Source organism: Pseudomonas sp. NPDC087804, assembly GCF_044742965.1.
GTDB classification, from domain to species: Bacteria; Pseudomonadota; Gammaproteobacteria; order Pseudomonadales; family Pseudomonadaceae; genus Aquipseudomonas; species Aquipseudomonas rustica.
Genome location: NZ_JBIUVN010000014.1, coordinates 65368 through 89583, shown reverse-complemented (window position 1 = coordinate 89583; position 24216 = coordinate 65368). Strand labels below are relative to the sequence as shown.

At 60.0% G+C, this 24216-nt stretch carries 23 protein-coding genes; 15 read left to right on the top strand and 8 right to left on the bottom strand.

The genetic code is table 11. From position 1 onward, the window contains the following. Positions 1-2: 2 nt before the first annotated feature. Positions 3-1160 carry an efflux RND transporter periplasmic adaptor subunit gene (locus ACIOMO_RS18100; protein ID WP_053117889.1) on the bottom strand — a complete coding sequence of 386 codons (1158 nt, stop codon included), beginning with the start codon at positions 1158-1160 and terminating at the stop codon, positions 3-5. 266 nt (positions 1161-1426) lie between these two features. Between ACIOMO_RS18100 and emhR the strand changes: the two genes are divergently transcribed. Beyond that, a complete protein-coding gene (gene emhR, locus ACIOMO_RS18095) occupies positions 1427-2059 on the top strand; it encodes an efflux system transcriptional repressor EmhR (RefSeq protein WP_401242588.1) in 633 nt (210 codons plus the stop codon). Positions 2060-2313: 254 nt separating this feature from the next. On the opposite strand, the gene ACIOMO_RS18090 is transcribed toward emhR, so the two are convergent. From ACIOMO_RS18090 to ACIOMO_RS18075, 4 genes are all read right to left on the bottom strand, one after another. Further along, positions 2314-2982 (bottom strand): hypothetical protein, encoded by a 669-nt coding sequence (locus ACIOMO_RS18090; RefSeq protein WP_401242585.1) that lies wholly within the window; start codon positions 2980-2982, stop codon positions 2314-2316. Positions 2983-3143: 161 nt separating this feature from the next. Then, positions 3144-4193: an alkene reductase gene (locus ACIOMO_RS18085; RefSeq protein WP_401242582.1), complete on the bottom strand. Its 1050-nt coding sequence runs from the start codon at positions 4191-4193 to the stop codon at positions 3144-3146. Positions 4194-4223: 30 nt separating this feature from the next. After that, on the bottom strand, positions 4224-5390 hold the full coding sequence (locus ACIOMO_RS18080; RefSeq protein WP_400646739.1) for an MFS transporter: 1167 nt from the start codon (positions 5388-5390) through the stop codon (positions 4224-4226). Between the two features lie 34 nt (positions 5391-5424). Beyond that, positions 5425-5727 (bottom strand): helix-turn-helix transcriptional regulator, encoded by a 303-nt coding sequence (locus ACIOMO_RS18075; RefSeq protein WP_016771327.1) that lies wholly within the window; start codon positions 5725-5727, stop codon positions 5425-5427. Positions 5728-5896: 169 nt separating this feature from the next. On the opposite strand from ACIOMO_RS18075, the gene ACIOMO_RS18070 reads away from it, so the two are divergent. Then, positions 5897-6481: an ACP phosphodiesterase gene (locus tag ACIOMO_RS18070; protein WP_401242578.1), complete on the top strand. Its 585-nt coding sequence runs from the start codon at positions 5897-5899 to the stop codon at positions 6479-6481. Positions 6482-6704: 223 nt separating this feature from the next. Here ACIOMO_RS18070 and ACIOMO_RS18065 read toward each other — a convergent pair whose 3' ends face one another. Together ACIOMO_RS18065 and olsB are read right to left on the bottom strand one after the other, a co-directional pair. Further along, positions 6705-7499 (bottom strand): lysophospholipid acyltransferase family protein, encoded by a 795-nt coding sequence (locus ACIOMO_RS18065; protein ID WP_401242575.1) that lies wholly within the window; start codon positions 7497-7499, stop codon positions 6705-6707. Beyond that, positions 7499-8254: an L-ornithine N(alpha)-acyltransferase gene (olsB, locus tag ACIOMO_RS18060; protein WP_401242572.1), complete on the bottom strand. Its 756-nt coding sequence runs from the start codon at positions 8252-8254 to the stop codon at positions 7499-7501. Before olsB ends, ACIOMO_RS18065 begins: the two co-directional genes overlap by 1 nt. 153 nt (positions 8255-8407) lie before the next feature. Between olsB and ACIOMO_RS18055 the strand changes: the two genes are divergently transcribed. The 9 genes from ACIOMO_RS18055 (at position 8408) to ACIOMO_RS18015 (ending at position 17849) form a co-directional block, all read left to right on the top strand. Next, entirely contained in the window at positions 8408-9286 is an 879-nt protein-coding gene (locus tag ACIOMO_RS18055; RefSeq protein ID WP_401242569.1) for an acyl-CoA dehydrogenase, read from the top strand. 168 nt (positions 9287-9454) lie between these two features. Next, entirely contained in the window at positions 9455-10528 is a 1074-nt protein-coding gene (locus tag ACIOMO_RS18050; protein ID WP_401242566.1) for a serine hydrolase domain-containing protein, read from the top strand. Next, the gene (locus ACIOMO_RS18045; protein WP_401242564.1) at positions 10525-10821 is read left to right on the top strand and encodes an amidase; all 297 of its coding nucleotides are present in this window, start codon (positions 10525-10527) and stop codon (positions 10819-10821) included. Before ACIOMO_RS18050 ends, ACIOMO_RS18045 begins: the two co-directional genes overlap by 4 nt. 273 nt (positions 10822-11094) lie before the next feature. Continuing rightward, positions 11095-12270, top strand: coding sequence for a M20 aminoacylase family protein (locus ACIOMO_RS18040; protein WP_053117909.1), 1176 nt, complete (start codon positions 11095-11097; stop codon positions 12268-12270). Between the two features lie 78 nt (positions 12271-12348). Next, on the top strand, positions 12349-13659 hold the full coding sequence (locus tag ACIOMO_RS18035) for a citrate-proton symporter (protein ID WP_053117911.1): 1311 nt from the start codon (positions 12349-12351) through the stop codon (positions 13657-13659). Beyond that, complete coding sequence (locus tag ACIOMO_RS18030; protein WP_401242560.1) at positions 13656-15113, top strand: amidase; 1458 nt, start codon at positions 13656-13658, stop codon at positions 15111-15113. The genes ACIOMO_RS18035 and ACIOMO_RS18030 overlap by 4 nt, the downstream gene beginning before the upstream one ends. A gap of 59 nt (positions 15114-15172) precedes the next feature. Then, positions 15173-15943, top strand: coding sequence for an IclR family transcriptional regulator (locus ACIOMO_RS18025; RefSeq protein WP_401242557.1), 771 nt, complete (start codon positions 15173-15175; stop codon positions 15941-15943). A 156-nt stretch (positions 15944-16099) separates the two neighbouring features. Further along, positions 16100-16690, top strand: a complete 591-nt coding sequence (locus tag ACIOMO_RS18020) for a YceI family protein (protein WP_212545252.1) — start codon at positions 16100-16102, stop codon at positions 16688-16690. Position 16691: 1 nt separating this feature from the next. Continuing rightward, positions 16692-17849: a phosphatidylserine/phosphatidylglycerophosphate/cardiolipin synthase family protein gene (locus tag ACIOMO_RS18015; RefSeq protein ID WP_053117920.1), complete on the top strand. Its 1158-nt coding sequence runs from the start codon at positions 16692-16694 to the stop codon at positions 17847-17849. 171 nt (positions 17850-18020) lie between these two features. Here the strand turns inward: ACIOMO_RS18015 and bglX are convergent, their stop codons facing one another. Continuing rightward, a complete protein-coding gene (gene bglX, locus ACIOMO_RS18010; RefSeq protein WP_401242554.1) occupies positions 18021-20312 on the bottom strand; it encodes a beta-glucosidase BglX in 2292 nt (763 codons plus the stop codon). A gap of 262 nt (positions 20313-20574) precedes the next feature. On the opposite strand from bglX, the gene ACIOMO_RS18005 reads away from it, so the two are divergent. The 4 genes from ACIOMO_RS18005 to ACIOMO_RS17990 all read left to right on the top strand — a co-directional run bounded on the left by ACIOMO_RS18005 (position 20575) and on the right by ACIOMO_RS17990 (position 24088). Next, positions 20575-21183 (top strand): LemA family protein, encoded by a 609-nt coding sequence (locus tag ACIOMO_RS18005; protein WP_053117924.1) that lies wholly within the window; start codon positions 20575-20577, stop codon positions 21181-21183. Between the two features lie 115 nt (positions 21184-21298). After that, a complete protein-coding gene (locus ACIOMO_RS18000; protein WP_400646715.1) occupies positions 21299-22051 on the top strand; it encodes a TPM domain-containing protein in 753 nt (250 codons plus the stop codon). Between the two features lie 33 nt (positions 22052-22084). After that, positions 22085-22702 (top strand): TPM domain-containing protein, encoded by a 618-nt coding sequence (locus tag ACIOMO_RS17995; RefSeq protein WP_053117928.1) that lies wholly within the window; start codon positions 22085-22087, stop codon positions 22700-22702. Between the two features lie 168 nt (positions 22703-22870). After that, positions 22871-24088 (top strand): class I SAM-dependent methyltransferase, encoded by a 1218-nt coding sequence (locus tag ACIOMO_RS17990; RefSeq protein WP_401242549.1) that lies wholly within the window; start codon positions 22871-22873, stop codon positions 24086-24088. Positions 24089-24216: the final 128 nt, after the last annotated feature.

The window sequence follows — 24216 nt, the reverse complement described above, 5'->3', positions numbered from 1 at the left end:
AGTTACTCCCCTTTGCCGCCAGCGGCTTTGTCAGCAGGCTGAGCGGGGGCCGGGTTCTTTTTCGCTACGTTGGTGGCTTCGGTCGGGTTCACTTGCACGCCCGGACGAACGTATTGCAGGCCTTCGGTGATTAGACGATCGCCGGCTTTCAGGCCGTCTTCGATCAGCCACTGGCTGCCGACGGTGCGGCTGGCCTTGAGCTGACGCAGCTCGACCTTGTTGTCGGCGCCAACGACCAGTGCGGTCGGGGTGCCTTTGAGGTCGCGGGTCACGCCTTGTTGCGGTGCCAGAATCGCTGCAGCGTTAACACCGGCCTGCAATTGAGCACGGACGAACATGCCCGGCAGCAGGGTGTGATCCGGGTTCGGGAACACGGCGCGCAGGGTCACGGAACCGGTAGTCGGGTCGACCGACACTTCGGAGAACTCCAGCTTACCGTCGAGCTTGTACTGGCTGCCGTCTTCCAGGGTCAGCTTGACCGCTGCCGAGTTCTCGCCGGATTTTTGCAGACGACCGCTTTCCAGCTCGCGGCGCAGTTCCAGCAATTCAACCGAAGACTGGGTCACGTCGACGTAAATCGGATCCAGCTGCTGGATCGTTGCCATCGCATCGGTCTGGCCATTGTTGACCAGCGCACCTTCGGTGACCGAAGAGCGACCGATACGGCCGGAGATCGGCGCGTAAACCTTGGTGTAACGCACGTTGATCTGCGCGCTCTGCAACGACGCTTCCGATTCCATGCGGTTGGACACGGCGGTGTCGTATTCCTGACGGCTGACGGCTTGTTCATCGACCAGTTGCTTGTAGCGATCGGAGATCGACTTGGTCGAACGCAGGTTGGCTTCGGCGCTTTTCAGGGTCGCTTCGTACACGGCTGGATCGATCTGATACAGCTGCTGGCCGGCTTTGACGTCGCCGCCTTCCTTGAACAGACGCTTGAGAATGATGCCGTTGACCTGTGGTCGAACTTCGGCAACGCGGAACGCGCTGGTGCGGCCCGGCAGTTCCGAAGTGAGGGTAAAGGCTTGTGGTTGCAGGGTAACGACGCCGACCTGAGGGGGCGGAGCGGCCGGTGCCGCTTCTTCCTTTTTACATCCGCTGAGCAGCGATGCCAGGGCGACGGCAGTGACCAGAGCGGTAACAGCTGGCTTGAATTGCATGAAAATCCTCGGGTCAGGCGCGCAAAAAGCGCACAAGAAGTGTGGAAGGGTAAAAAAAGGGTACCGGGTGGATAAGTAGCTTGCTAAGGAATATACTTACGTTCATGGTTGTTTGTAAACACCTTGGCGTCGTACCCACCCTGTTACAAAAGTCGTCGCAAGGTAAGAAATTGTAGGCCGGGGAGCCGATCCGCGAGAGATCACCCCCTCTTTATTCAGCGGATATTCAGCCATCCCTGAAACATCCTGTTTGAGGTTTTACTGCCATGGTCCGTCGTACCAAAGAGGAAGCTCAGGAAACCCGCAACCAGATTCTGGAAGCGGCGGAGAAAGCCTTTTATGAAAGGGGCGTCGCTCGTACGACGCTGGCGGACATCGCGACCCTTGCCGGCGTCACGCGTGGCGCTATTTATTGGCATTTCAGCAACAAAGCCGACCTGCTTCAGGCCATGCTCGACACCCTGCACGAAACGCTGGATGAACTGGCCAAGGCCAGTGAAAGCGAGGACGAACTCGATCCGCTGGGCTGCATGCGCAAGCTGTTGATTCATTTGTTTCATCAAATTGCACTGGACCCGAAAACCCGGCGTATCAACGAAATTCTGTTTCATAAGTGCGAATTCACCGATGAAATGTGCGATTTGCGCCAGCAGCGCCGGACGGCCAGCCTCGAATGCAATGATCGCATCGGGCTGACCCTGCGTAATGCGGTGAATCGCGGCCAGTTGCCGGAAGATCTCGACACTGCCCGCGCGGCCATCAGCATTCATGCCTATATTGATGGCCTCCTGTACGGATGGCTTCTGGCACCGGACAGCTTTGAACTGCATGCCGAGGCCGAGCGTTGGGTCGATACAGGGTTGGATATGCTGCGCCTGAGCCCTAGCCTGCGCAAATGAAACAAAATGCGTAATTGGCACAGCTTATGTCAATTGGCGCGGGCGAAAACGCCGTTTTTCACCCACGCGGTGCAAAACAGGCTGCTTTTATATACGTATAGGCTTTCCGATGACAGCCAGCGGGCTACGTATTTTGTAGGGAATTTGTTTCGATCACGTTAATCACGGGTGCGCTTTACCTGGACGGGTGGTTATCGGGCCGGATTTCTGGAAAGCGGCATTTGGCCGGATTGAACTGAAACACTATGGCCGCTTTAACTGATGCTGATGATCACACTGTAGCTGTAAGGTTTTTCGGATTGCTGTCGCGATATCCTGGATGTTACTTTGATTGGACTGGTATTTAGCACCACAGCGCTGTGACGTCGATCAGGTACTTCCTGTGGATTGAAACTAAAGGGGTCGTACGGCTTATTAATTTTTAAAGATGTTGAGAACTCAAAAGTTTCATGTTCGCTTGCAAAAGTAAAATCATGATCTACTTTTGTCGAACGCGTCGATTTTCCGCCTATGCGTTTAGGTATTTCACTGCGAAGTATGAACGAAGAGTATTGGAAGGGTTCGATTGTGTAATCTTCCAGATCATGTTCGCTGGTGTCCCAGCTGGAGCCGGTGAGCTTGAATGTGCGGTAGGCACCGTTATAGATGTACACGATGACACTGGTGTGGGATTTGATTCGGCTCACTGCATCCCAGTCTTCCAGCTCCTGCTGTTGGGTTTCTTTAACGAGCTCATTGAAACGGTTTTTTACTTTTTGATCGGTCTCGAAGACGGCCGATAGGTTGTTGGATAATTCCTCAAAGCTTGAAGATGAGGAAAGAGACTGGAAAAAGTGGTTGATGCTTTGGGTTAATTCTTCAGAAGAGTTTATTTTGTCCAGTGTTGATTGTTCCGAAGTCTCTGTCGGGCTGTTGTTTTCCATGATGCAAACACCTTTGATTGATTTGAGAGATGGAAAATATCAGGCATTTTTCAAACTTTCCTGTTAGCTGTGTAATGGTTGATTTCGTAATGTAAGACGTTAAGTCAATAAAAAAGCCCCGGCTCTTTCGAGTCGGGGCTTTTGGGCTTTGACGATATTACTTACAGCGTCGGATAGTCGATGTAACCGACCGGCCCCTTAGCGTAGAACAACTCCGGACGCGCTTCATTCAACGGCGCATCAGCCTGCAAACGCGCCGGCAGATCCGGGTTGGCAATAAACGGCACGCCAAACGCCACAGCGTCAGCCTTGCCACTCGCCAGCCACGCGTTGGCGCTGTCCTTGGTGAAGCGTTCGTTGGCGATGTACGGGCCACCGAAAGCTTCTTTCAGTTGCGGGCCGAGGCTGTCGGCGCCTTCTTTCTCACGGGAGCAGATGAACGCGATACCGCGCTTGCCCAGCTCACGCGCGACGTAGGTGAAGGTTTCGGCCAGGTTGTCGTCGCCCATGTCATGGGAGTCGGCGCGTGGTGCCAGGTGCACACCAACGCGGCCAGCGCCCCAGACTTCGATCGCAGCGTCAGTCACTTCCAGCAGCAGGCGCGCACGGTTTTCCAGGGAGCCGCCGTAGTGGTCGGTGCGCTGGTTGGTGCTGCTTTGCAGGAACTGGTCGAGCAGGTAACCGTTGGCGCCGTGGATTTCCACGCCGTCAAAACCGGCGGCTTTGGCGTTCTCGGCACCGGTGCGGTAGGCGTCGACGATGTCGGCGATTTCAGCGGTTTCCAGTGCGCGTGGTGTTGGGTAGTCGGCCATTGGACGAACCAGGCTGACGTGACCTTTTGGCTGGATGGCGCTCGGTGCAACCGGCGCTTCACCGTTGAGGTACGACGGATGGGAGACGCGGCCGACGTGCCACAGTTGCAGGAAGATCTTGCCGCCAGCGCCGTGAATGGCTTTGGTCACATTGGACCAGCCGCGCACTTGGTCGTTGGACCAGATGCCCGGGGTGTCCGGGTAGCCAACGCCCATTGGCGTGACCGACGTGGCTTCGCTGAGGATCAGGCCGGCGGAAGCGCGCTGTACATAATATTCAGCCATCAGCGCGTTCGGTACGCGGCCTTCATCGGCGCGGCAGCGGGTCAGCGGGGCCATGATGATGCGGTTGGCCAGTTCGACGTCGCCGAGTTTGATGGGATCAAAAATAGTTGCCATGTCTACAACCCTCGTAAAAGTGAAAGTTAATCAGTGAGTCGCGGGGGCCAGATCGGCATTGCCGTTCTGACGGAAAGTAATCAGGGTCACCAACAGCGCCAGTACCGCGAGGGCACCGCCGGCGAGCGGCACGCTGGTCAGGCCGTAACCGTGGGCGATGACGCTGCCGCCGACCCAGGCGCCGAGGGCGTTGCCGACGTTGAAAGCGCCGATGTTCAGGGTCGACACCAGGTTCGGTGCGGCTTTGCCGAAGGTCACCACGTTGACTTGCAGGGCCGGCACGGCGGCGAAGCAGGCGACAGCCCAAAGGAACAGGGTGATTTCAGACGGAATCAGCGCGACGCTGGTCCAGGTCAGCACGGTGGAGATCACCGCCATGGCGATGAACACGCCGATCAACGTGGCGGCCATGCCTTTGTCGGCGAGCTTGCCGCCGATGATGTTGCCGACAGTCAGACCGAGGCCGATCAACATCAGCGTCCAGGTCACGCCACGTGGCGAGACGCCGGTGACTTCGCCAAGCAGCGGCGCCACATAAGTGAACACGGTGAAGACAGAAGCGGCGAACAGCGCGGTCATGCTCAGCGACAACCAAATCCCCGCACCTTTGAGGGCGGCGAGTTCGGCGCGCATGTCGAGTTTTTCTTCATCACGCTTGGCCGGCAGGAAGCGGATCAGGCCGATCAGCGCGATCACGCCAATCACGGTCACCGCCCAGAAAGTCGAGCGCCAGCCGTATTGCTGACCCAGCGCAGTGCCCAGTGGAACGCCAAGCACGTTGGCCAGGGTCAGACCGGTGAACATCAAGGCTACGGCCGAAGCACGTTTGTTGGCCGGCACCAGATTGGCGGCAACGACCGAACCGATACCAAAGAAAGCGCCGTGGCAGAGGGCAGTGACTACACGGGCGAACATCAACACGTTGTAGTCACTGGCGATGGCGCAGAGCAGGTTGCCGACAATAAAAATGCCCATCAACGCGACCAGTGCCGCCTTGCGCGGCAGTTTGGCGGTGGCCAGTGCCATGAACGGCGCACCGATGGCCACGCCCAAGGCGTAACCAGTCACCAGCCAGCCGGCGCCGGGGATCGACACACCAAGGTCGGCCGCCACATCGGGCAACAGGCCCATGATGACGAATTCGGTGGTGCCGATGGCAAAGGCGCTCAAGGCGAGGATGAGTAGCGAGAGGGGCATGCGGGTTTCCTTGTCGGCTGGCTGACGTTAAGGGTCAGAGCTCTTTACTGAGGGTGCTGAGGAACGCCTGGATCACGTCCTCGTTACGTTTGAAAAAGTGCCACTGCCCGGCCTTCTGGCTGCTGATCAACCCGGCGCGTTGCAACGTCGCGAGGTGGGCAGAAACCGTCGACTGCGACAGGCCGCAGCGCTGATCGATCTGCCCGGCGCAGATGCCGTACTCGTGGTTGTGCAACTGTTCCGGGAATTCGCCTTTCGGGTCTTTCAGCCAGTTGAGGATGTCTCGCCGTACTGGGTGCGCCAGGGCTTTTATTATTTCGTCGAGGTCAAGGTTCATGGCAGGGTGCTCGGTTGTGTACAACGCTATATCGCGATGAGGCGAACTTTAAATCGGTACTTCGCGATATACCAATATGATTTCGGTCTGATGAGCACGCAAATCGGTATATCGGGTTATAACGATATGGTGAGGTGTCGATTGCAGGGCGCGGTGCTAAGCTGCGCCCATGAACTATCTCGCACATTTGCACCTCGGTGGCCAGCGCCCTGGGCAATTACTCGGCAGCCTCTATGGCGACTTCGTCAAAGGGCGGCTGCAAGGGCAGTTTGCGCCGGAGGTGGAAGCGGCGATTCAGCTGCATCGACGGATTGACGTGTTTACCGATCGCCATCCCTTGGTGGATGTCGCGTTGGGGCGGTTTACCGAAACGCGGCGGCGTTATGCCGGGATCGTGCTTGATGTGTTTTTTGATCATTGTCTGGCGCGGGATTGGCGGTTGTATGCCGATCAGCCGCTGGAGGTTTTCACGGCTGATGTGTATCGGGTGCTGACCCACGAGCGGGAGCTGCCCGAGCGACTGGCGAAGATTGCGCCGCACATGGTTGCCAATGACTGGTTGGGTTCGTATCAGGAATTTGAAGTGCTGGAACAGGTGTTGCGCGGGATCTCGCGGCGGTTGAGCCGGCCCGAGGAACTGGCGGGGGCGATGCAGGAATTGCGGCGGTTGTATGAGCCGTTGAGTGAAGATTTCAGATTGTTCTACCCACATCTCCAGGACTTCGCCCAAAACCCCCAGACACCGAATATCTAATGTAGGAGTGAGCCTGCTCGCGATAGCGGTGGGTCAGTCACGTTGATGTTGCCTGATGTACCGCTATCGCGAGCAGGCTCACTCCTACAGGGGATTTGTGTTTCAGGCAGTTCTCCAGGATTTTGCTGGGTTGCGGGATTAAGCAAGATCAAAAGATCGCAGCCTGCGGCAGCTCCTACAGGGATCGGTGTAGGAGCTGCCGAAGGCTGCGATCTTTTGCTTTTCAAGCGGCGATCAGGTCGCCGGTGCGACGCGGTTCGGCAGGTTTCGCCACCTCACCAAACAACACCTTCTGCACCGCCTGCTGCGCTTCAAATGCCAGCGCCGCACGCTCGCGCCCCTGACAGGCAATCGGCTGGAGCAGGTGCACTTCAACGTCGCCGCAATCATTGCTGAACAAACGCATCAAGTGCGAAAGCAAATCATCGTCACCAATAAACGGCGCCAGCGCATCAATCTCGCCATCACGCAGATAACGAATCGCCACCGGTTGCAGCATCACCTCGGAATCAATCGCCGCCGACAACAAACGACCATGAAAGGTGCGCAACGAGCGGCCATCCGTGGTGGTGCCTTCCGGGAACATCAGCAGCGGATGCGCGGTTTGCAGGTGACGGGTCATCTGCTTGCGGATCAACTGGCTATCGCCCGAACCGCGACGGATAAACAGACTGCCAGCCTTCGCCGCGAGCCAACCGGCGACCGGCCAGGTGCGCACTTCAGCCTTGGACAGAAACGACAGCGGCGTGAGCATGCCGAGCAGCGGAATATCCGTCCACGACACATGATTGCTCACCCACAACATCGGCTGCTTCGGCAGCTCGCCGTGCACGGTCATGCGAAAGGGCAGGGCATTGCCCAAGCGCGCCATGAAAAAGCGCGACCAGCGCTGGCGACGTTCCATCGAATGCGCCAGACCCATCCGTTCAAAAACGCCGAAGACACCGGCCATGGTCAGCCCCAGTGTCACCACGATCAGCACTCGCGCAATCCGCGCGTACACCCGCAACCGGCTCATCACACGGCCGCCTTGAAGTGCTTGGCGTAGCGCGGGCAGAGTTCGTCGCGCTTGAGCAGGATGAATACGTCGGCGACCTGAAAATCTTCGTCCCAGCACGGCTCGCCGCAGATCTTCGCGCCCAGACGCATGTAGGCCTTGAGCAGCGGTGGCATTTCCGCGATTACGTTCGATGGAATATCCAGCGTCGGCAGCGGTTTCTTCGGTTCGGCGCGCAGGTGTTCGGTGCACAGATAACGTTCGCGCAGACGCTGCATGATCGCGTGCGCCTGCACGCCGCCGTCCTGCATCGGGATGCTCGCGCAACCCATCAAATAGCTGTAGCCACCCTGATTCAACACTTCGGCCAGCTCGCCCCACAACACCGCGATAGTGCCGCCGTTGCGATACGCCGGGTCAACGCAGGTGCGGCCGATTTCGAGGATCGGGCCTTGCAGATGCGCGAGGCCGTGCAGGCTGAATTCTTCTTCGCTGTAGAACTTGCCGAGGCTGCTGGCGGCGGTGTGATCGAGCAAACGCGTGGTCGCCACCAAACGGCCGGTGTTCAAATCACGCACGCCGATGTGGCTGCAGTGAACATCATAATCATCCATGTCCAGACCCAGTTCCGCGCCTTTCAGCTTGGCGTTGAACTCGCCGCTGAACACGTTGAATCGCAGGGCCTGGGCTTGCTGCAAGGCCTCGGCGCCGATCAGGCGTTCGGCTTGCAGGCGGCGTACATTGCCGTTGTCGCTGATGCGGGCGATATGAGTCATGTGAATCTCCGTACGGGCCTTGAACCCGTCGTGGGTTGCAGCCGATCGACTTTCTTTATGCAGCCGTGTTGTGCAAAGTCAGGCTATGTAGCCCCGGTGTCATCGCCATGAACGTTCGGTGATGCTTATATGACAGCCCACATGGAGCCTCTCATGCCCTGGCCAGATCTGCTGCACAGCCGTGAACGATTGCCCGCCGTTGCTGACCTTGCCGAGGGTTTCGCGACGTTGTTGCAGCAGTTGGGCAACGTCACGCCGTTCGAATTGGCGGTCGCCGGTGGGCGGCGGATGGCGACGCCGGGGCTGGCGTTTCTGGTCGGTTATCAGGCGGCGTTGCGCATGTTGTGGCCAAGTGCGCCGCTGAGCCTTGGCGCTTTGTGTGCGACCGAACAGCGCAGTCTGCGCCCGGCAGACATGCAGACGCGGCTGACGGATTTGCGTCTGAGTGGACGCAAGGATTTCGTCACCGCCGGTGATGCGGCGGATTGGTTGTTGATTGCGGCGCGCAGTGAAGAGCCCGGCGAAAGTCCGCGCCTGAGTCTGGCCGTGGTCTACCCCGGCGAGCCCGGCGTGAGCGTGGAGAAATTGCCGGCGCTGCCGTTGATGCCGGACATCAGTCATGGTCGGCTATTGCTCGATGGTGCGCTGTGTGAGTTGTTGGCCGGGGATGGTTGGGATGCTTACGTGAAGCCGTTTCGCACGCTGGAAGATGTTTATGTGCTGAGTGCGATGACCGCGTGGCTGTATGGCGTCGGGCAGGACAGCGATTGGCCACAGACGCTGCAATTGCGTTTGCTGGCGCTGTTGGCCGGGTGTGCCGAGGCGAGCCGGCAGCCGCCGAATAATCCGGCCGGGCATGTGTTGTTGGCTGGGTTGTTTGCGCAGTTTGATGCGCTCAAGCCTGAGGTTGATCACGCGCTGGCGGTGGGTGGCTCGGAGTGGGCGCAGATGTGGCGGCGGGATCACGGGGTGATGCAGTTGGCGGCGGGGGCTCGGGCTAAGCGATTAGCCAAGGCTTTGGCGGTGGCCTGACTGGCGCCTTCGCGAGCAAGCTCGCTCCCACAGTTGATCGAGTTCCCTCAGCTGGAATGCAATCAAACTGTGGGAGCGAGCTTGCTCGCGAAGGCGGCCGAAAAATCACCACACCCCTGTCATAAACCCCGACTAATCTCAGCAGGTTCATCCCCAGAGCCCCTCACCATGTTCAAAGGCCTGACCCTGCTTCTGCTGCTGATCAGCGCCACCATTCAGGCCGAACCATGGCCCGGTGAGCAATGGCCGACTGGCGCGACAATCACCAATACTCAAGCGCTGGAAAACTACGCCTTCCCACCCCGCGACGACACCAGCCGCAAAGGCATCCGCACCGATGCGCTGCTGATCATCCGCGACGGGCAGATCATCTACGAACGCTACGCCGGCCCGACCAACGCGCAAACCCCGCACCTGACCTGGTCAATCAGCAAAAGCCTGATGGCCGCCGTCCTCGGTGTGGCGTATGGCGAAGGCCTGTTCAAACTCGAAGACCCCGCCGCAAAGTTTTACCCGCCGCTGGCTAAACACCCGGACATCAAACTCGCCGATCTGCTGCACTGGGCCTCAGGCCTCGACTGGCAAGAAGACTACGAATACGCCCCGCTGAAATCCTCGGTGGTGGCGATGCTTTACACCCGTGGTCAGCGCGACATGGCTGCTTTTACAGCGGATCACGACAGCTACGCGCCACCGGGTCAGGCTTTCCGTTATTCCAGTGGCGACAGCAATCTGCTCGCCGCCGCACTGAAAAACATCGTCGGCCCGCAGCGCTATGCGGACTATCCATGGACGGCGCTGTTCGAACCCTTGGGCATCCGCCACGCCGTGTGGGAAACCGATGCGACTGGCACCTTTGTCGCTTCGTCTTACGCCTATCTCACCGCGCGGGATCTGGCGCGAGTGGGTCTGTTGATGGCGCGCGATGGGCGCTGGAATGAACGGCAGTTATTGCCCAAGGATTGGCTCGCGTTCAACCTCAAACCGTTCGCCGGGTACAAGGCGCATCAAGACGAAGCCGTGCCCGGCGGGCAGTGGTGGCTCAACCGTGCGGCGGATGGCGCGGCGTCTCCGTGGCCCGATGCACCGCCCGACACTTTCGCCGCCCTTGGTCATTGGGGCCAGGCGATGTATGTGATTCCCAGCGAGAAACTGCTGATCGTCCGTTATGGCGATGATCGCGACGGCAGTTATCGGCACAACGAGCTGCTCAAACGCGTAATGCAGGCGGTGCGGCCATGAAGCGCTTTTTGCTGTTGCTGCTGGTTTTGTTGCTCGGCTGGATCGTCTATGAGCGCGAAAATCTGTGGGCCTTCCCGGACATCATCAGCGCCTACACCGCCAAGGAATATTGTTCGTGCCGGTACGTGATGAACAACGATGCCGAGTATTGCCGTGGCTACGTAAAACAATGGCTGCCGACCAGCCAGTTCAGCGATGACCCTGCCCGCAAAACCATCACCGTCAGCGGCATGGGGCGCAGCAACAGCGCCCAGTGGCAAAACGAACGCCAGGGCTGCCGCCTGAATCCCTGATCACACCGAATCGTCCCTGTAGGAGTGAGCCTGCTCGCGATGGCTGTGTGTCAGTCAACATAATTGTTTCTGATACACCGCCATCGCGAGCAGGCTCACTCCTACAAGGGGTTGGGTTGATCTCGGAAGCGGGGTTCCACTCTGTGGAACCACATTCGATTGTCCTCGCGCGCGTCTCGCGGTTATCTGGCGGTGAGCACGACCTGCCTTCCAACGTGTCGTGAATTCATTGCGAACAACAAGACCGGGAAAACCCGCGCGAGGAGAACCGTCATGACCCGACATCAGCACATTCTGGCCTGGCTCAGCGACGTTGCCAGCGACCTGCACGCCACCCGCCAGGACATCCACGCCCACCCCGAACTCGGTTTCGAAGAAAGCCGCACCTCGGCGCTGGTCGCCAAATCCCTCGAAAGCTGGGGCTACGAAGTCCACACCGGCATCGGCAAAACCGGCGTCGTCGGTGTGCTGCGCAACGGCAGCAGCTCGCGCAAACTCGGCTTGCGTGCCGACATGGACGCCTTGCCGATCATCGAAAATACCGGCGTCGCCTACAGCAGCCAGCACAAGGGCTGCATGCACGCCTGCGGTCACGACGGACACACGACCATGTTGCTCGGCGCCGCACGTTATCTGGCGGCGACGCGTCAGTTCGACGGCACCCTCACGCTGATTTTCCAACCCGCCGAAGAAGGTCAGGGCGGCGCCGAAGCGATGCTCGCCGATGGTCTGCTTGAGCGTTTCCCCTGCGATGCGCTGTTCGGCATGCACAACATGCCGGGCCTGCCCGCTGGGCATCTGGGCTTTCGCGAAGGGCCGATGATGGCTTCGCAAGACCTGCTTAACGTGGTCATCGAAGGCGTCGGCGGCCACGGTTCGATGCCGCACCTGACCGTCGATCCGCTGGTCGCTGCGTCGAGTGTGGTGATGGCGCTGCAAACCGTGGTCGCGCGCAACATCGATGCGCAGCAAGCCGCGGTGGTCACCGTCGGTGCACTGCAAGCGGGGGAGGCGGCCAACGTCATTCCGCAGCAGGCGATTCTGCGTCTGAGCCTGCGCGCACTGAATGCCGATGTGCGCGAACAAACCCTCAATCGCGTGCGCAACATCATCGAAACCCAGGCGCAGAGTTTCGGCTGTACTTCGACAATCGAACATCGCCCGGCCTATCCGGTGCTGGTCAACCACGCTGCCGAAACCGAGTTCGCCCGCAACATTGGCGTCGAATTGGTCGGTGCTGATGCCGTCGATGGCAACACGCCAAAATTGATGGGCAGCGAAGACTTCGCCTGGATGCTCCAGCGTTGCCCCGGCGCCTATCTGTTTATCGGCAACGGCGTGTCGCGGCCGATGGTGCACAACCCCGCCTATGACTTTAACGACGACATCCTGCTGACTGGCGCCGCCTACTGGGGCGCGCTCACCGAGAGCTGGCTCAAGCCGGCCTGATTTCTTCACGTTCTGCTGCCGCTGAATCCCGAGCGCACCGGCGCACGGGCTCACCCAACAGCTTTTGGAGAATCTCCCATGCAGGCTTCAGGCACAGGTGTTTCGCGTACCCGGCAAGTGGTCGCCGCCGTGATCGGCAACGCGCTGGAATGGTATGACTTCATTGTTTACGGCTTTCTGGCGAGCATCATCGCCCGGCAATTCTTCCCCTCCGAAGACAGCTACGCCTCGCTGCTGATGGCGCTGGCGACCTTCGGCGTCGGCTTCTTCATGCGCCCGGTGGGCGGCATCCTGCTCGGCATGTATTCCGACCGCAAAGGTCGCAAAGCGGCGATGCAGATGATCATTCGTCTGATGACCGTGTCCATTGCAATGATCGCTTTCGCGCCAAGTTACGCCGCCATCGGCATGGGCGCGCCGTTGCTGATTGTGGTCGCGCGGATGCTCCAGGGCTTCGCCACTGGCGGCGAATACGCCAGCGCCACGGCGTTTCTGGTGGAAAGCGCGCCGGCCCATCGCAAAGGTTTGTACGGTTCGTGGCAACTGGTCGGGCAATGCCTGGCGGTGTTTGCCGGCGCGGCGATGGTGGCGTTGGTCACCCACCTGTTTACCCCTGAGACGCTGGACAGTTGGGGCTGGCGGATTCCGTTCGTGCTCGGCCTGTTGATCGGCCCGGTCGGCTTGTGGATTCGCAAGCACATGGAAGAGCCGGAAGAGTTTCTCGAAGCGCGCAAAAAAGCCAAAGGCGCAGCGCCGGGCCTCTGGCAAGTAGTTCGCGAACATCGCCGCAGCCTGCTGGTTTCGATGGGCCTGGCCAGCGGTGCGACGGTGGCGTTTTACGTGGTGCTGGTGAACATGCCGACCTTCGCCCACACCAACCTCGGCTTGCCGCTGGATCAGGTGTTGCTGGTGCAGATGCTCGCGGTGGCGCTGATGACCGTGGTGATTCCGTTCTCCGGCGCACTGTCGGATCGCGTCGGCCGGCGACCGGTATTGATGGCCTTTACCCTGGCGTTTTTCGTGATGATTTATCCGCTGTACGTGTGGGTCGCGGCAGCGCCTTCAATCGAACGCTTGCTGGTAATGCAACTGCTGCTGTGCGGCGCGATTGGCGGCTTCTTCGGCCCGGCACCGACGGCGCTGGCCGAGCAATTTCCCATCGAAGTGCGCTCCACCGGCGTGTCGATTGCCTACAACATTTCGGTAATGGTGTTCGGCGGTTTCGCGCCGCTGATCGTGACCTGGTTGAGCAAGGTGCTGGAAACCCCGGTGGCGCCTTCGTTTTATGTGTTGTTCGCTTGCCTGCTGACCTTGCTCGGGATTTATTGCATGCAAGAGGCGCCCCGCGCCAAAGCCCCCAGCGCGCTCAACCTTGGAGTGAAATCTTGAGTCCGTTAGCCATCGATCCGATTGTCGCGCTGGACGCCGATGCGTTGTCCCGCGCGATCCATGCCCGCAAAGTCTCGTGCCGTGAAGTGATGCAGGCGTATCTGCAACACATCGAGCGTTTCAATCCGCAGGTCAACGCGCTGGTGTCGTTGCGTCCGGCGGAGGAGGTTTTGCGCGAAGCCGATGAATGCGATCGGCAACTCGATCGCGGCGAATCCCGAGGCTGGATGCATGGCATGCCGCAGGCGATCAAGGATCTGGCCGCCACCGCTGGACTGCGCACGACCATGGGTTCGCCGTTGTTCGCCGAGCAGGTGCCGCAGCACGATGCGATCAGCGTGGCGCGGGTGCGCGAGTGCGGCGCGATCATCATCGGCAAGAGCAACGTGCCGGAATTCGGCCTCGGCTCGCAGACCTACAACAACGTGTTCGGCACCACCACCAATGCCTACGATGCCAGCCGGAATGCCGGCGGCAGCAGCGGCGGGGCGGCGGTGGCGTTGGCTCTGCGTTTGCTGCCGGTGGCCGATGGCAGCGACATGATGGGCTCGCTGCGCAACCCGGCGGCGTTCAATAACGTCTTCGGTTTTCGCCCATCCCAGGGCCGCGTGCCGCATGGGCCGACGCCGGAAGTGTTCGTCCAGCAACTGGCCACTGAAGGGCCGATGGGCCGCAGCGTCACCGACGTCGCACGATTGCTGTCGACGCAGGCTGGTTACGACCCTCGCGTACCGCTGTCGCTGAAAGATCAGCCGCGCAACTTTGCCGAAGGCCTGCAACGGGACTTCAGCGACGTGCGCATTGGCTGGCTCGGCGACTACAACGGCTATCTGCCGATGGACGATGGCGTGTTGAGTCTGTGCGAGTCGGCGCTGGCAGATTTCACTGCGCTGGGCTGTCAGGTCGAAGCCTGTCAGGCGAATTTTTCCATGGAGCGTTTGTGGCAAACCTGGCTGACCCATCGGCACTTTCTGGTGCAGGGCAGTCTGGGTGCCGCGTATGCCGATCCGCACAAACGCGAGTTGCTCAAACCGGAAGCACAGTGGGAAGTCGAGGGCGGTCTGCGTCTGAGCGCTGCCGATGTCTACAAGGCCTCGGTCGACCGCAGTGAGTGGTATCGCGCGCTGAGTGAATTGTTCGAACGTTACGATTTCCTGCTGTTGCCTACCGCACAAGTGTTCCCTTTTGATGCACAACAGCCATGGCCGCGCGTGGTCGGTGGGCAGACCATGGATACCTATCACCGCTGGATGGAGGTGGTTATCGGCCCGACGTTGGCGGGGTTGCCGAGCATCAGCGTGCCGGTCGGTTTCAACCCGGCGGGGCTGCCGATGGGCCTGCAAATCATTGGCCCGGCGCAGGCGGATCGCGCGGTTCTGCAACTGGCGTATGCCCATGAACAGCTGACCCGCTGGGTCGAGCGGTGCCCGCCGACATGCCTGCAATCGGCTTGAGCGGCCCGCATTTTGCTGCAAAAAGTGTTCATCCATCTGTGCGCAGGGAGATCGAACACATGGGCAGCAAAACAGATACCGGCAGCGTGCGTTCGGTCGAACGAGCGCTGGCGATCGTCGAATTGCTCGGCGAGCATCAGGCGCTGGGGCTGGAGGAATTGCACTACCTCACGAGTCTGCCGAAGGCCACGGTGTCACGCATGCTCGCGACGTTGCAGGAGCAGGGCTGGATCTATCGCGGCTTGAGCGACCGGCGTTACCGCTTGTGCGCCAAGCGTCTGTTTGGTGATCGTCAGCAACGTTTCAAACGGCATCTGGTGGAGAGCGCGGCGCCGATGCTGGTGGAGTTGTGCGAGCGCACCGGGCTGGTGGCGGATCTGTCGTGCTTTGATGGCGAGCGCGTTGAAGTGATGGAAAGCGCGATTCCGCAGGTGTTGCGCAAGCGTTATCCGAACAACTGCCAGATCGTCGGGCATCACGCGAGTTTGTTTCATTCGGCGATGGGCCGGGCGTGCCTTGGTGAGTTGGGCAGTGATGAGGTCGAGCGGCTGGCCGCGCGTGAGCAGTTGAGCGCGGAAAGTTTGTTCAGTGCGACAGAGCAGGCGTTGCAGCAGGGCTTTGGCCAGCGCACGGAAGGTTATTGGGAGTACCCGGTGCGCCTGCCGTTTCTGATTCGCGCGGTGGCGTTGCCGATTCGTGCTGAAGGGAAATTGGTGGGCAGCATGGCGCTGCACTGGCCGATGGATCAGGCGCCGGTGGAGCGGGTGTTGAGCCTGCATTTGAACAGTCTGGCGGCGACGATTGGCGATGTGCAGCAGGTATTGGCCTGACAGCCAAAAGATCGCAGCCTGCGGCAGCTCCTACAATATTTGAAATGCATTCCCCTGTAGGAGCTGCCGCAGGCTGCGATCTTTTGATCTTGATGTTTGCAATAACCCCATGGCCAGTTAAGGTTCGTGCAGGTTTATCGGCCCCACGAGTCCTCAATGTTCAACCGCTCCCTCATTGCATCCCTGTCCAGCCTGCTGCTCGCCGCTGTCGCGTTGCCGGCGCAGGCCAATTGGTATCTGGACGGCGAGTCGTCGCGGCTGTCGTTCGTCAGCACGAAAAACGCCAACATTTCTGAAGTGCAGCGCTTTCTGGTGCTGCACGGCAAGGTCGACCCCAACGGTCGCGCCGAAGTCGAAGTCGAGCTGGACTCGATCAACAGCGGCATCCCGCTGCGCGATGAACGCATGCGCAAGGAGCTGTTCCAGATCGAGCAATTCCCCGAAGCGACCATCACCACGCAGATCGACCTGCGCCCGATCAACGATCTGGCGCCCGGCGCGCAGCTGGAATTGCGCTTGCCGCTGACGGTCAACCTGCATGGCAAACAACACGAATACCCCGCCGAATTGCTGGCGACGCGGCTCGATGATCGACGCTTTCAAGTGGTCACCCTCGAGCCGCTGGTGATCAACGCCGAAGATTTTGATCTGGCGCCGGGCCTGGAAAGCCTGCGCAAACTCGCCGACCTGTCGGCCATCAGTCTGTCGGTACCGGTGGGTGCGGTGCTGATTTTCACGGCGCGCTGACATGCGCGGCGCGGTGTTCCCATGGCGTGACGGCAACCGGTTCGAGCTGTTGATCGACGGCCCGCAATTCTTCCCGCGCATGCTCGAGCAGATCGCTGGCGCGCAGGAGCAGATCGAGCTTGAGCTGTATCTGGTCGAGGCCGGCGCCTGTGCCGAAACCATCGTGCAGGCACTGGTGCTGGCCGCCGAGCGTGGGGTGCGCGTGCGTTGCCTGTTCGATGATTACGGCAGCCTCGCCTTCACTTTCAATTTGCGCCAACGCCTGACCCATGCCGGGGTTGAACTGCGTTTCTACAATCGGCTGAACTGGCGGCGCTGGGTCGGTAATTTCTATCGCGATCACCGCAAATTGCTGCTGGTCGATCAGCGTCTGGCGGTGGTTGGCGGCACCGGTGTCACCGATGAATTCTGGACGCCGGGGCACGACACCAGCGAATGGCACGAAGTGATGGTCGAGATCAGCGGGCCGTTGGTGATCGACTGGCAATTGCTGTTTGATCGTCAATGGATTGCCAACCGCTACCGCCGCGCCTGGCGTCCGGCTGCGCATTTCGGTCTGCCACGGTTGCCGCGCGTGCCGGACAAGGGCGAGGGCATGGGCCGCGTGGCGTATGCCGATGCCCGCCAGCATCGCGATATTTTGCAGTCGTTGTTCCGCGCGTTGAACAGCGGCCAGCAACGTATCTGGATGGCCACGCCGTATTTTCTGCCAACGTGGAAAATCCGCCGCTCCCTGCGCAAGGCTGCCGCGCGTGGTGTCGACGTGCGTTTGCTGCTGACCGGGCCGCGCACCGATCACCCGTCAGTGCGTTACGCCGGGCATCGCTACTACCCGCGCCTGCTCAAGGCCGGGGTGCAGATCTTCGAATACCAGCCGTGCTTTTTGCATTTGAAAATGGTGCTGGTGGACGATTGGGTGAGCATTGGTTCGTGCAACTTCGACCATTGGAACCTGCGCTTCAATCTGGAGGCGAATCTGGAGGCGCTGGATCCGTCGTTGACGGCAGCGGTGGAGGCGAGTTTTGTGAAGGACTTCGGGCTGAGTCAGCTGGTGAGTCTGGAAGAGTGGCAGCGTCGGCCGTTGTGGCGGCGGGTGAAGCAGCGGGTCTGGGGGTGGGTGGATCGGGTGGTGGTGAACATCCTCGATCGCCGCGGGTAGAGCGAGATCAAAAGATCGCAGGCTTCGGCAGCTCCTACAGGGTGTACACCATTGATCGTTCCCACGCTCTGCGTGGGAATGCAGCCCGTGACGCTCCGCGTCACTGGACGCGGAGCGTCCCTTGAGGCATTCCCACGCGCAGCGTGGGAACGATCATCGGGGCAAAACCGGTTACAGCAGTTCAAAGCTCTGCTGTGTGACGTCCTGCGAATCCAGGCCGATCTGTACGTTGAACTTGCCGGGCTCGGCCGCGTATTTGAGCTGGGCGTTGTAGAACTTCAGGTCATCCTCGGTGATGGTGAAGTGCACGACTTTCTGTTCGCCGGCCTTGAGCATGATTTTCTGGAAGTTCTTCAGTTCTTTGACCGGACGGATCATCGAGCCGGTAACGTCCTGAATGTACAACTGCACCACGGTTTCGCCGTCACGCTTGCCGGTGTTTTTCAGCATGACGCTGGCGTCGAGCTTGCCGGTGGCGTTCAGCGTGGTCGACGACAGCGCCATGTCGCTCAGGGCGAAATGGGTGTAGCTCAGGCCATAACCGAACGGGAACAGCGGCCCGGTGGTGTCATCGAAATACTGCGAGGTGTAGTTGCCCGGTTTGCCCGGCGTGAACGGCCGGCCAATGCTCAGATGGTTGTAGTACGTCGGGATCTGGCCCACGGAACGCGGGAAGGTCACCGGTAGCTTGCCCGACGGGTTGTAGTCGCCGAACAGCACGTCGGCGATGGCGTTGCCGCCCTCGGTGCCGCTGAACCAGGTTTCCAGAATCGCGTCAGCCGATTGGTTCTCTTCAAGAATGGTCAGCGGGCGGCCGTTCATCAACACCAGCACCAGCGGTTTGCCGGTGGCTTTCAGCTCGCGGATCAGCTCGCGCTGGTTTTCCGGGATGTTCAGGTCGGTGCGGCTGGACGATTCGTGGGACATGCCACGGGACTCGCCGACAGCGGCAACGATCACGTCAGCGTCCTTGGCCGCTTTGACCGCTTCGTCGATCAGCACGTTGGCCGGACGCGGGTCATCGACCACTTCCGGGGCATCGAAGTTGAGGAAGTTCAGGTAATCCAGCACCTTCTTGTCGCTGGTTATGTTGGCGCCACGGGCGTAGATCAGGTTCGCCTTGTTGCCGATCAGCGAGTTCATGCCGTCGAACAGGGTGACCGATTGCGTCGGTTTACCCGCCGCTGCCCAACTGCCCATCATGTCGATCGGCGCTTTGGCCAACGGGCCGACCAGCGCGACTTTCGCGTCTTTCTTCAGTGGCAGGGTTTCGTTCTGGTTCTTCAGCAGCACCAGGCTGCGACGCGCGACGTCGCGGGCCTCGGCGCGGTGCAGACGGCTTTCGGCGTAGGTGTCGGCCGGATCGTCTTCAGCCTTGCCGATGCGCAGGTACGGATCCTTGAACAGGCCCATGTCGTACTTGGCCGCGAGCACTTCACGCACGGCGTTGTCGATGTCTTTCTGTTCGATCTCGCCGGACTTGAGCAGCCCCGGCAGCTCTTTGCCGTAGAGGGTGTCGTTCATGCTCATGTCGATGCCGGCCTTGATCGCCAGCTTCGCCGCTTCACGACCGTCGCGGGCGACGCCATGTTTGATCAGTTCGAAAATCGCGCCGTGGTCACTGACCGCCAGGCCTTTGAAGCCCCAGTCGCGACGCAGCAGATCGTTCATCAGCCAGGTGTTGGCGGTGGCCGGAATGCCGTTGATCGAGTTCAGCGCAACCATCACGCCACCGGCGCCGGCATCAATCGCGGCGCGGTACGGCGGCAGGTAATCCTGGTACATCTTCACCGGACTCATGTCGACGGTGTTGTAGTCGCGACCGCCTTCAACCGCGCCATACAGGGCGAAGTGTTTGACGCTGGCCATGATGCTGTCGGCCGCGCTCGGGGTGGCGCCCTGATAGGCACGCACCATGACGCCGGCGATGCGCGAGGTCAGGTAGGTGTCTTCACCGAAACCTTCGGAGCTGCGGCCCCAGCGCGGGTCGCGGGAGATGTCGACCATCGGCGCGAAGGTGATGTCGAGGCTGTCGGCGGCGGCTTCTTTGGCAGCCACGCGGCCGGATTTGCCGATCGCGTCCATGTCCCAGCTCGAGGCGAGGGCCAGCGGAATCGGGAAAATCGTCCGGTGACCGTGGATCACGTCGTAGGCGAAAAACATCGGGATCTTCAGACGGCTGCGCATGGCGGCGTCCTGCATCGGGCGGTTTTCCGGGCGGGTGATCGAGTTGAACGTGCCGCCGATGTTGCCGGCGGCGATCTCTTTGCGGATCAACTCACGAGGCATTTCCGGGCCGATGCTGATCAGGCGCAACTGGCCGATCTTCTCGTCGAGGGTCATTTGCTTCATCAGGTTGCTGATGAACGCGTCCTTGTTTTCCAGGGGTACCGGGGTCGTGGCGGCCAATACTTGATGACTGGCCAGGCTGACGAACAGACCCAGCAAACACAGCTTCTTCATGAATGTTTTTCTCAAGGGCCCAAGCGGCGATGCAACGCCGGCCAGCCAAAATTTAGGGAGCGACTATTGTTGTTCGGGTGCAGGCTCAAAAAACCAGAGCCAAAAACGACAGCCGACACTGCGGCAGCGTGATCGCGCAGGGCACTTTTTAGCCCATTGGCGCGTCGTAATCCAGCGGCGCGGCCGATTATGCCCCAAGAGCCGGCGCAGAGTGTTTCGCGCTCGGTTTTTATAATGAAATGTGCCAAGGAGCATCACTGCGATGAATGTAAGCCCAACCAATCGCTCGCGTTTGCAGGTCGTCACCCTGCTGATGCTGGCCACGCTGTTGACCGCGTGCGGCATCAACAATATCCCGACCCTCGACGAACAGGCCAAAGCCGCGTGGGGGCAAGTGCAGAACCAGTACCAGCGGCGTGCCGACCTGATCCCCAATCTGGTGGAAACGGTGAAGGGGTACGCCAAGCATGAAGAAGAAACCCTGACCGCCGTGATCGAAGCGCGGGCGAAAGCCACGTCGATTCAGGTCGACGCCAGCACCCTCGACAATCCCGAGAAGCTCAAGCAGTTCCAGCAGGCGCAGGATCAACTGACCGGTGCGTTGAGCCGTTTGATGGTGGTCTCCGAGCGCTATCCGGATCTGAAGGCCAACCAGAACTTCCTCGCCCTGCAATCGCAACTTGAGGGCACGGAAAACCGCATCGCCGTGGCGCGCCGCGATTTCATTCTGGCGGTGCAGAAATACAACACCGAAATCCGCACCTTCCCCGGTCGCCTTTGGCACAGCGTGATGTACAGCGACCTGCCGATCCGCGAAACCTTCGAAGCCACCACGCCGGATGCCGATAAGGCACCCCAGGTCAAATTCTGAAAACACACCTGTGTAGGAGCTGCCGAAGGCTGCGATCTTTTGATTTTGACCGTAAGAACAAGATCAAAAGATCGCAGCCTGCGGCAGCTCCTACAGGGATTGGTGGGGGTAATAGATGCGTGTGTTGAAGATGGGGCTGGTGTTGCTGTTGTGGGTTTTCGCCCTCAGCGCCCGGGCCGAGTTGACGTTCCCGGCGCTGAGTGGGCGGGTGGTGGACGAAGCGCAGATGATCGAGCCGTCGGTGCGCGCGCAACTGGGCCAGCAGTTACAGGCCCACGAGCAGGCGACCGGCGAGCAATTGGTCGTCGTCACCGTGCCGGATCTGCAGGGCACCACCATCGAGGATTTCGGCGTTCAGCTCGGCCGGCACTGGGGCATCGGCCAGAAGGACAAAAACAACGGCGCGCTGCTGATCGTCGCCCGTGACGAGCGCAAACTGCGCATCGAAGTCGGTTATGGTCTGGAGGATCGGCTGACCGATGCGCAGTCGTCAGTGATCATCCATCAAGTCATCACGCCCGCGTTCAAGACCGGTAACTTCAGCAAAGGCATCAGCGACGGCGTTGCAGCGATGCTGGTGGTGCTCGGCGGCAATCCGCTGGACGAGCCGTCGACGGTGTATGAATCGAGCGGTGATCCGTCCGATGATTTCATCTCGCGGCATCCCGGTTTGTTCGTATTTTTGGTGATGTTGTTCATCCTGACCGTGTTTGTCTTCCAGATGCTCGGTATCCTGCCCGCCGGCCGGGGCGGTGGTGGCGGAGGCGGCTTTGGCGGTGGAGGTTTTGGTGGCGGCGGCGGTGGAGGCGGGGGCTTCAGCGGCGGCGGGGGCAGTTTCGGCGGCGGTGGATCGTCCGGCGGCTGGTGACATTAAAAGAATAATGAGCAGGCACTTTTCAACATGGCATTACTGACCGAACACGAACAACGCAAAGTCGCCGAAGCGATCGCCCGGGTCGAGCGCGACACCGACGCCGAACTGGTGACAGTGCTAGCCGCCCGCGCCGACGACTACGCGTACATCCCGCTGCTGTGGGCGAGTTTGCTGGCGCTGGTGGTGCCGGGCGTCGTGCATTACCTGACCGGCTGGCTGACCATGCACAGCCTGCTGCTGGTGCAGTGGGGCGCGTTTATCGTGCTGTGCCTGCTGTTTCGTTTGCCGAAAATCACCACGCATTTGATCCCGCGTCGCGTGCGCCACTGGCGGGCGTCGAACCTGGCGCGACGGCAGTTTCTCGAACAGAACCTGCATCACACGGTGGGCAGCACCGGGATGCTGATTTTTGTCTGCGAGGCGGAGCGCTATGTGGAGATTCTGGTGGATGAGGGGATTTCCAAGCGGCTGGATAACAAAAGTTGGGATGTGATTGTCGCGGCGTTTACCGAGCAGGTGCGGCATGGGCGCACGCTGGAAGGGTTTGTGACGTGCATTGAGGCGTGTGGGGAATTGCTCAAAGTGCATGTGCCGGTGACGCAGGTGAGGAACGAATTGCCGAATCGGTTAGTGGTGTTGGCCTAGATCAAAAGATCGCAGCCTTCGGCAGCTCCTACATTGGCCTCTGTAGGAGCTGCCGAAGGCTGCGATCTTTTGATTTGTGCCGTTCGGTAAATAAGAGCGTGTCCCCAACCCCCATCCCCCCTAAAATACCCGCCATTCCCGATTTCGCCCGTCCGAGGCCGCTTTTTCATGTCCGTTACCGCCCCGTCCACCCAGCCCGCGCCCGATCACCACGCCCAGTTCATCGAGCTGCTGCAAACCAGCCTCGAGCAGAACGGCTTCATCAAACTGGTGCTGGCCAAGTACGTCGGTGAAGAGGCGGAGCTGCAGCGGGTCATCATCAAAGCGGTCACCGTCAAAGCGCAGCCGAACCTGTCCTTTGTCTATCGCTACAAAACCCGAGACATCACCAAAAATCTGCCGCTGAGCGAAGGCGTGGCGACGATTGCCGCGCTGTTGCCGGCCTCGTTCAAAAATGCGCATTTACTCGCCGTGACTGACGAAGCTCAGCTCGAATACAGCAAAAAGGGCAAGAGTTCGCTGTTCAAGAGCAAACCTCAGCAATTGCGTGAAGCACCGTCCGCCGAGCACAACCGTGAGAAAAACCGCTTTCTTGAGCTGAGCCGACCGTTCCTCAAAGACTTGGGTGTGACCAACGCGCAGCAAGAGCTGATCCCGGCGATGTCGCGTAAGTGGAAGCAGATCAACAAATTCATCGAAGTGTTCAGCCATGCGCTGACCACCTCGCCGCTGGCGCTGGACAAACCGGTGCGCGTGGCGGATTTCGGCTCGGGCAAGGGCTATCTGACCTTCGCGATTCACGATTACCTGCGCAACACCTTGAAGGCCGAGGGCGAAGTCACCGGCGTCGAGTTGCGCGAAGAAATGGTCAACCTGTGCAACGCCGCCGCGGCGAAGCTTGATCATCCGGGGCTGGTGTTCAAGTGCGGTGACGTGCGCAGCGTGGCGCCGAGCGAACTGGACGTGATGATCGCTTTGCATGCCTGCGACATCGCCACTGACTACGCGATCCACACCGGCATTCGTTCGGGGGCGTCGATCATCATGTGCTCGCCGTGCTGCCACAAACAGATCCGCCTGCAAATCCAGAGCCCGGCGCTGCTCAAGCCGATGCTGCAATACGGTTTGCACCTTGGTCAGCAGGCGGAAATGGTTACTGACAGTTTGCGGGCGTTGTTCCTGGAAGCATGCGGTTACGAGACCAAGGTGTTCGAGTTCATCTCGCTCGATCACACCAACAAGAACAAGATGATTCTCGCGGTGAAACGCGCCGAGCCGGTCGATCCGGCTCAGCTGTTGGTGAAGATCGAAGAGTTGAAAGCGTTCTACCACATCAGCGAACACTGCCTGGAAACCCTGCTGCGCGCCGACGGTTACCTGGCCTGACGATTATTGCCCTGGAATACACACCCTGTAGGAGCTGCCGAAGGCTGCGATCTTTTGATCTTAAAAACAAAATCAAAAGATCGCAGCCTTCGGCAGCTCCTACATAATCAACCGTTCAACCGTTCAAC

Bases quoted from the DNA above. Each gene is read 5' to 3' on its own strand.
- ACIOMO_RS18100 (WP_053117889.1), bottom strand. From the start codon at position 1,160: ATGCAATTCAAGCCAGCTGTTACCGCTCTGGTCACTGCCGTCGCCCTG.
- ACIOMO_RS18000 (WP_400646715.1), top strand. From the start codon at position 21,299: ATGCGTGTGTTGAAGATGGGGCTGGTGTTGCTGTTGTGGGTTTTCGCC.
- ACIOMO_RS18070 (WP_401242578.1), top strand. From the start codon at position 5,897: ATGAACTATCTCGCACATTTGCACCTCGGTGGCCAGCGCCCTGGGCAA.
- ACIOMO_RS18025 (WP_401242557.1), top strand. From the start codon at position 15,173: ATGGGCAGCAAAACAGATACCGGCAGCGTGCGTTCGGTCGAACGAGCG.
- emhR (WP_401242588.1), top strand. From the start codon at position 1,427: ATGGTCCGTCGTACCAAAGAGGAAGCTCAGGAAACCCGCAACCAGATT.
- ACIOMO_RS17995 (WP_053117928.1), top strand. From the start codon at position 22,085: ATGGCATTACTGACCGAACACGAACAACGCAAAGTCGCCGAAGCGATC.
- bglX (WP_401242554.1), bottom strand. From the start codon at position 20,312: ATGAAGAAGCTGTGTTTGCTGGGTCTGTTCGTCAGCCTGGCCAGTCAT.
- ACIOMO_RS18055 (WP_401242569.1), top strand. From the start codon at position 8,408: ATGCCCTGGCCAGATCTGCTGCACAGCCGTGAACGATTGCCCGCCGTT.
- ACIOMO_RS17990 (WP_401242549.1), top strand. From the start codon at position 22,871: ATGTCCGTTACCGCCCCGTCCACCCAGCCCGCGCCCGATCACCACGCC.
- ACIOMO_RS18075 (WP_016771327.1), bottom strand. From the start codon at position 5,727: ATGAACCTTGACCTCGACGAAATAATAAAAGCCCTGGCGCACCCAGTA.
- olsB (WP_401242572.1), bottom strand. From the start codon at position 8,254: ATGACTCATATCGCCCGCATCAGCGACAACGGCAATGTACGCCGCCTG.
- ACIOMO_RS18045 (WP_401242564.1), top strand. From the start codon at position 10,525: ATGAAGCGCTTTTTGCTGTTGCTGCTGGTTTTGTTGCTCGGCTGGATC.
- ACIOMO_RS18035 (WP_053117911.1), top strand. From the start codon at position 12,349: ATGCAGGCTTCAGGCACAGGTGTTTCGCGTACCCGGCAAGTGGTCGCC.
- ACIOMO_RS18015 (WP_053117920.1), top strand. From the start codon at position 16,692: ATGCGCGGCGCGGTGTTCCCATGGCGTGACGGCAACCGGTTCGAGCTG.
- ACIOMO_RS18090 (WP_401242585.1), bottom strand. From the start codon at position 2,982: ATGGAAAACAACAGCCCGACAGAGACTTCGGAACAATCAACACTGGAC.
- ACIOMO_RS18080 (WP_400646739.1), bottom strand. From the start codon at position 5,390: ATGCCCCTCTCGCTACTCATCCTCGCCTTGAGCGCCTTTGCCATCGGC.
- ACIOMO_RS18005 (WP_053117924.1), top strand. From the start codon at position 20,575: ATGAATGTAAGCCCAACCAATCGCTCGCGTTTGCAGGTCGTCACCCTG.
- ACIOMO_RS18085 (WP_401242582.1), bottom strand. From the start codon at position 4,193: ATGGCAACTATTTTTGATCCCATCAAACTCGGCGACGTCGAACTGGCC.
- ACIOMO_RS18020 (WP_212545252.1), top strand. From the start codon at position 16,100: ATGTTCAACCGCTCCCTCATTGCATCCCTGTCCAGCCTGCTGCTCGCC.
- ACIOMO_RS18040 (WP_053117909.1), top strand. From the start codon at position 11,095: ATGACCCGACATCAGCACATTCTGGCCTGGCTCAGCGACGTTGCCAGC.
- ACIOMO_RS18050 (WP_401242566.1), top strand. From the start codon at position 9,455: ATGTTCAAAGGCCTGACCCTGCTTCTGCTGCTGATCAGCGCCACCATT.
- ACIOMO_RS18065 (WP_401242575.1), bottom strand. From the start codon at position 7,499: ATGAGCCGGTTGCGGGTGTACGCGCGGATTGCGCGAGTGCTGATCGTG.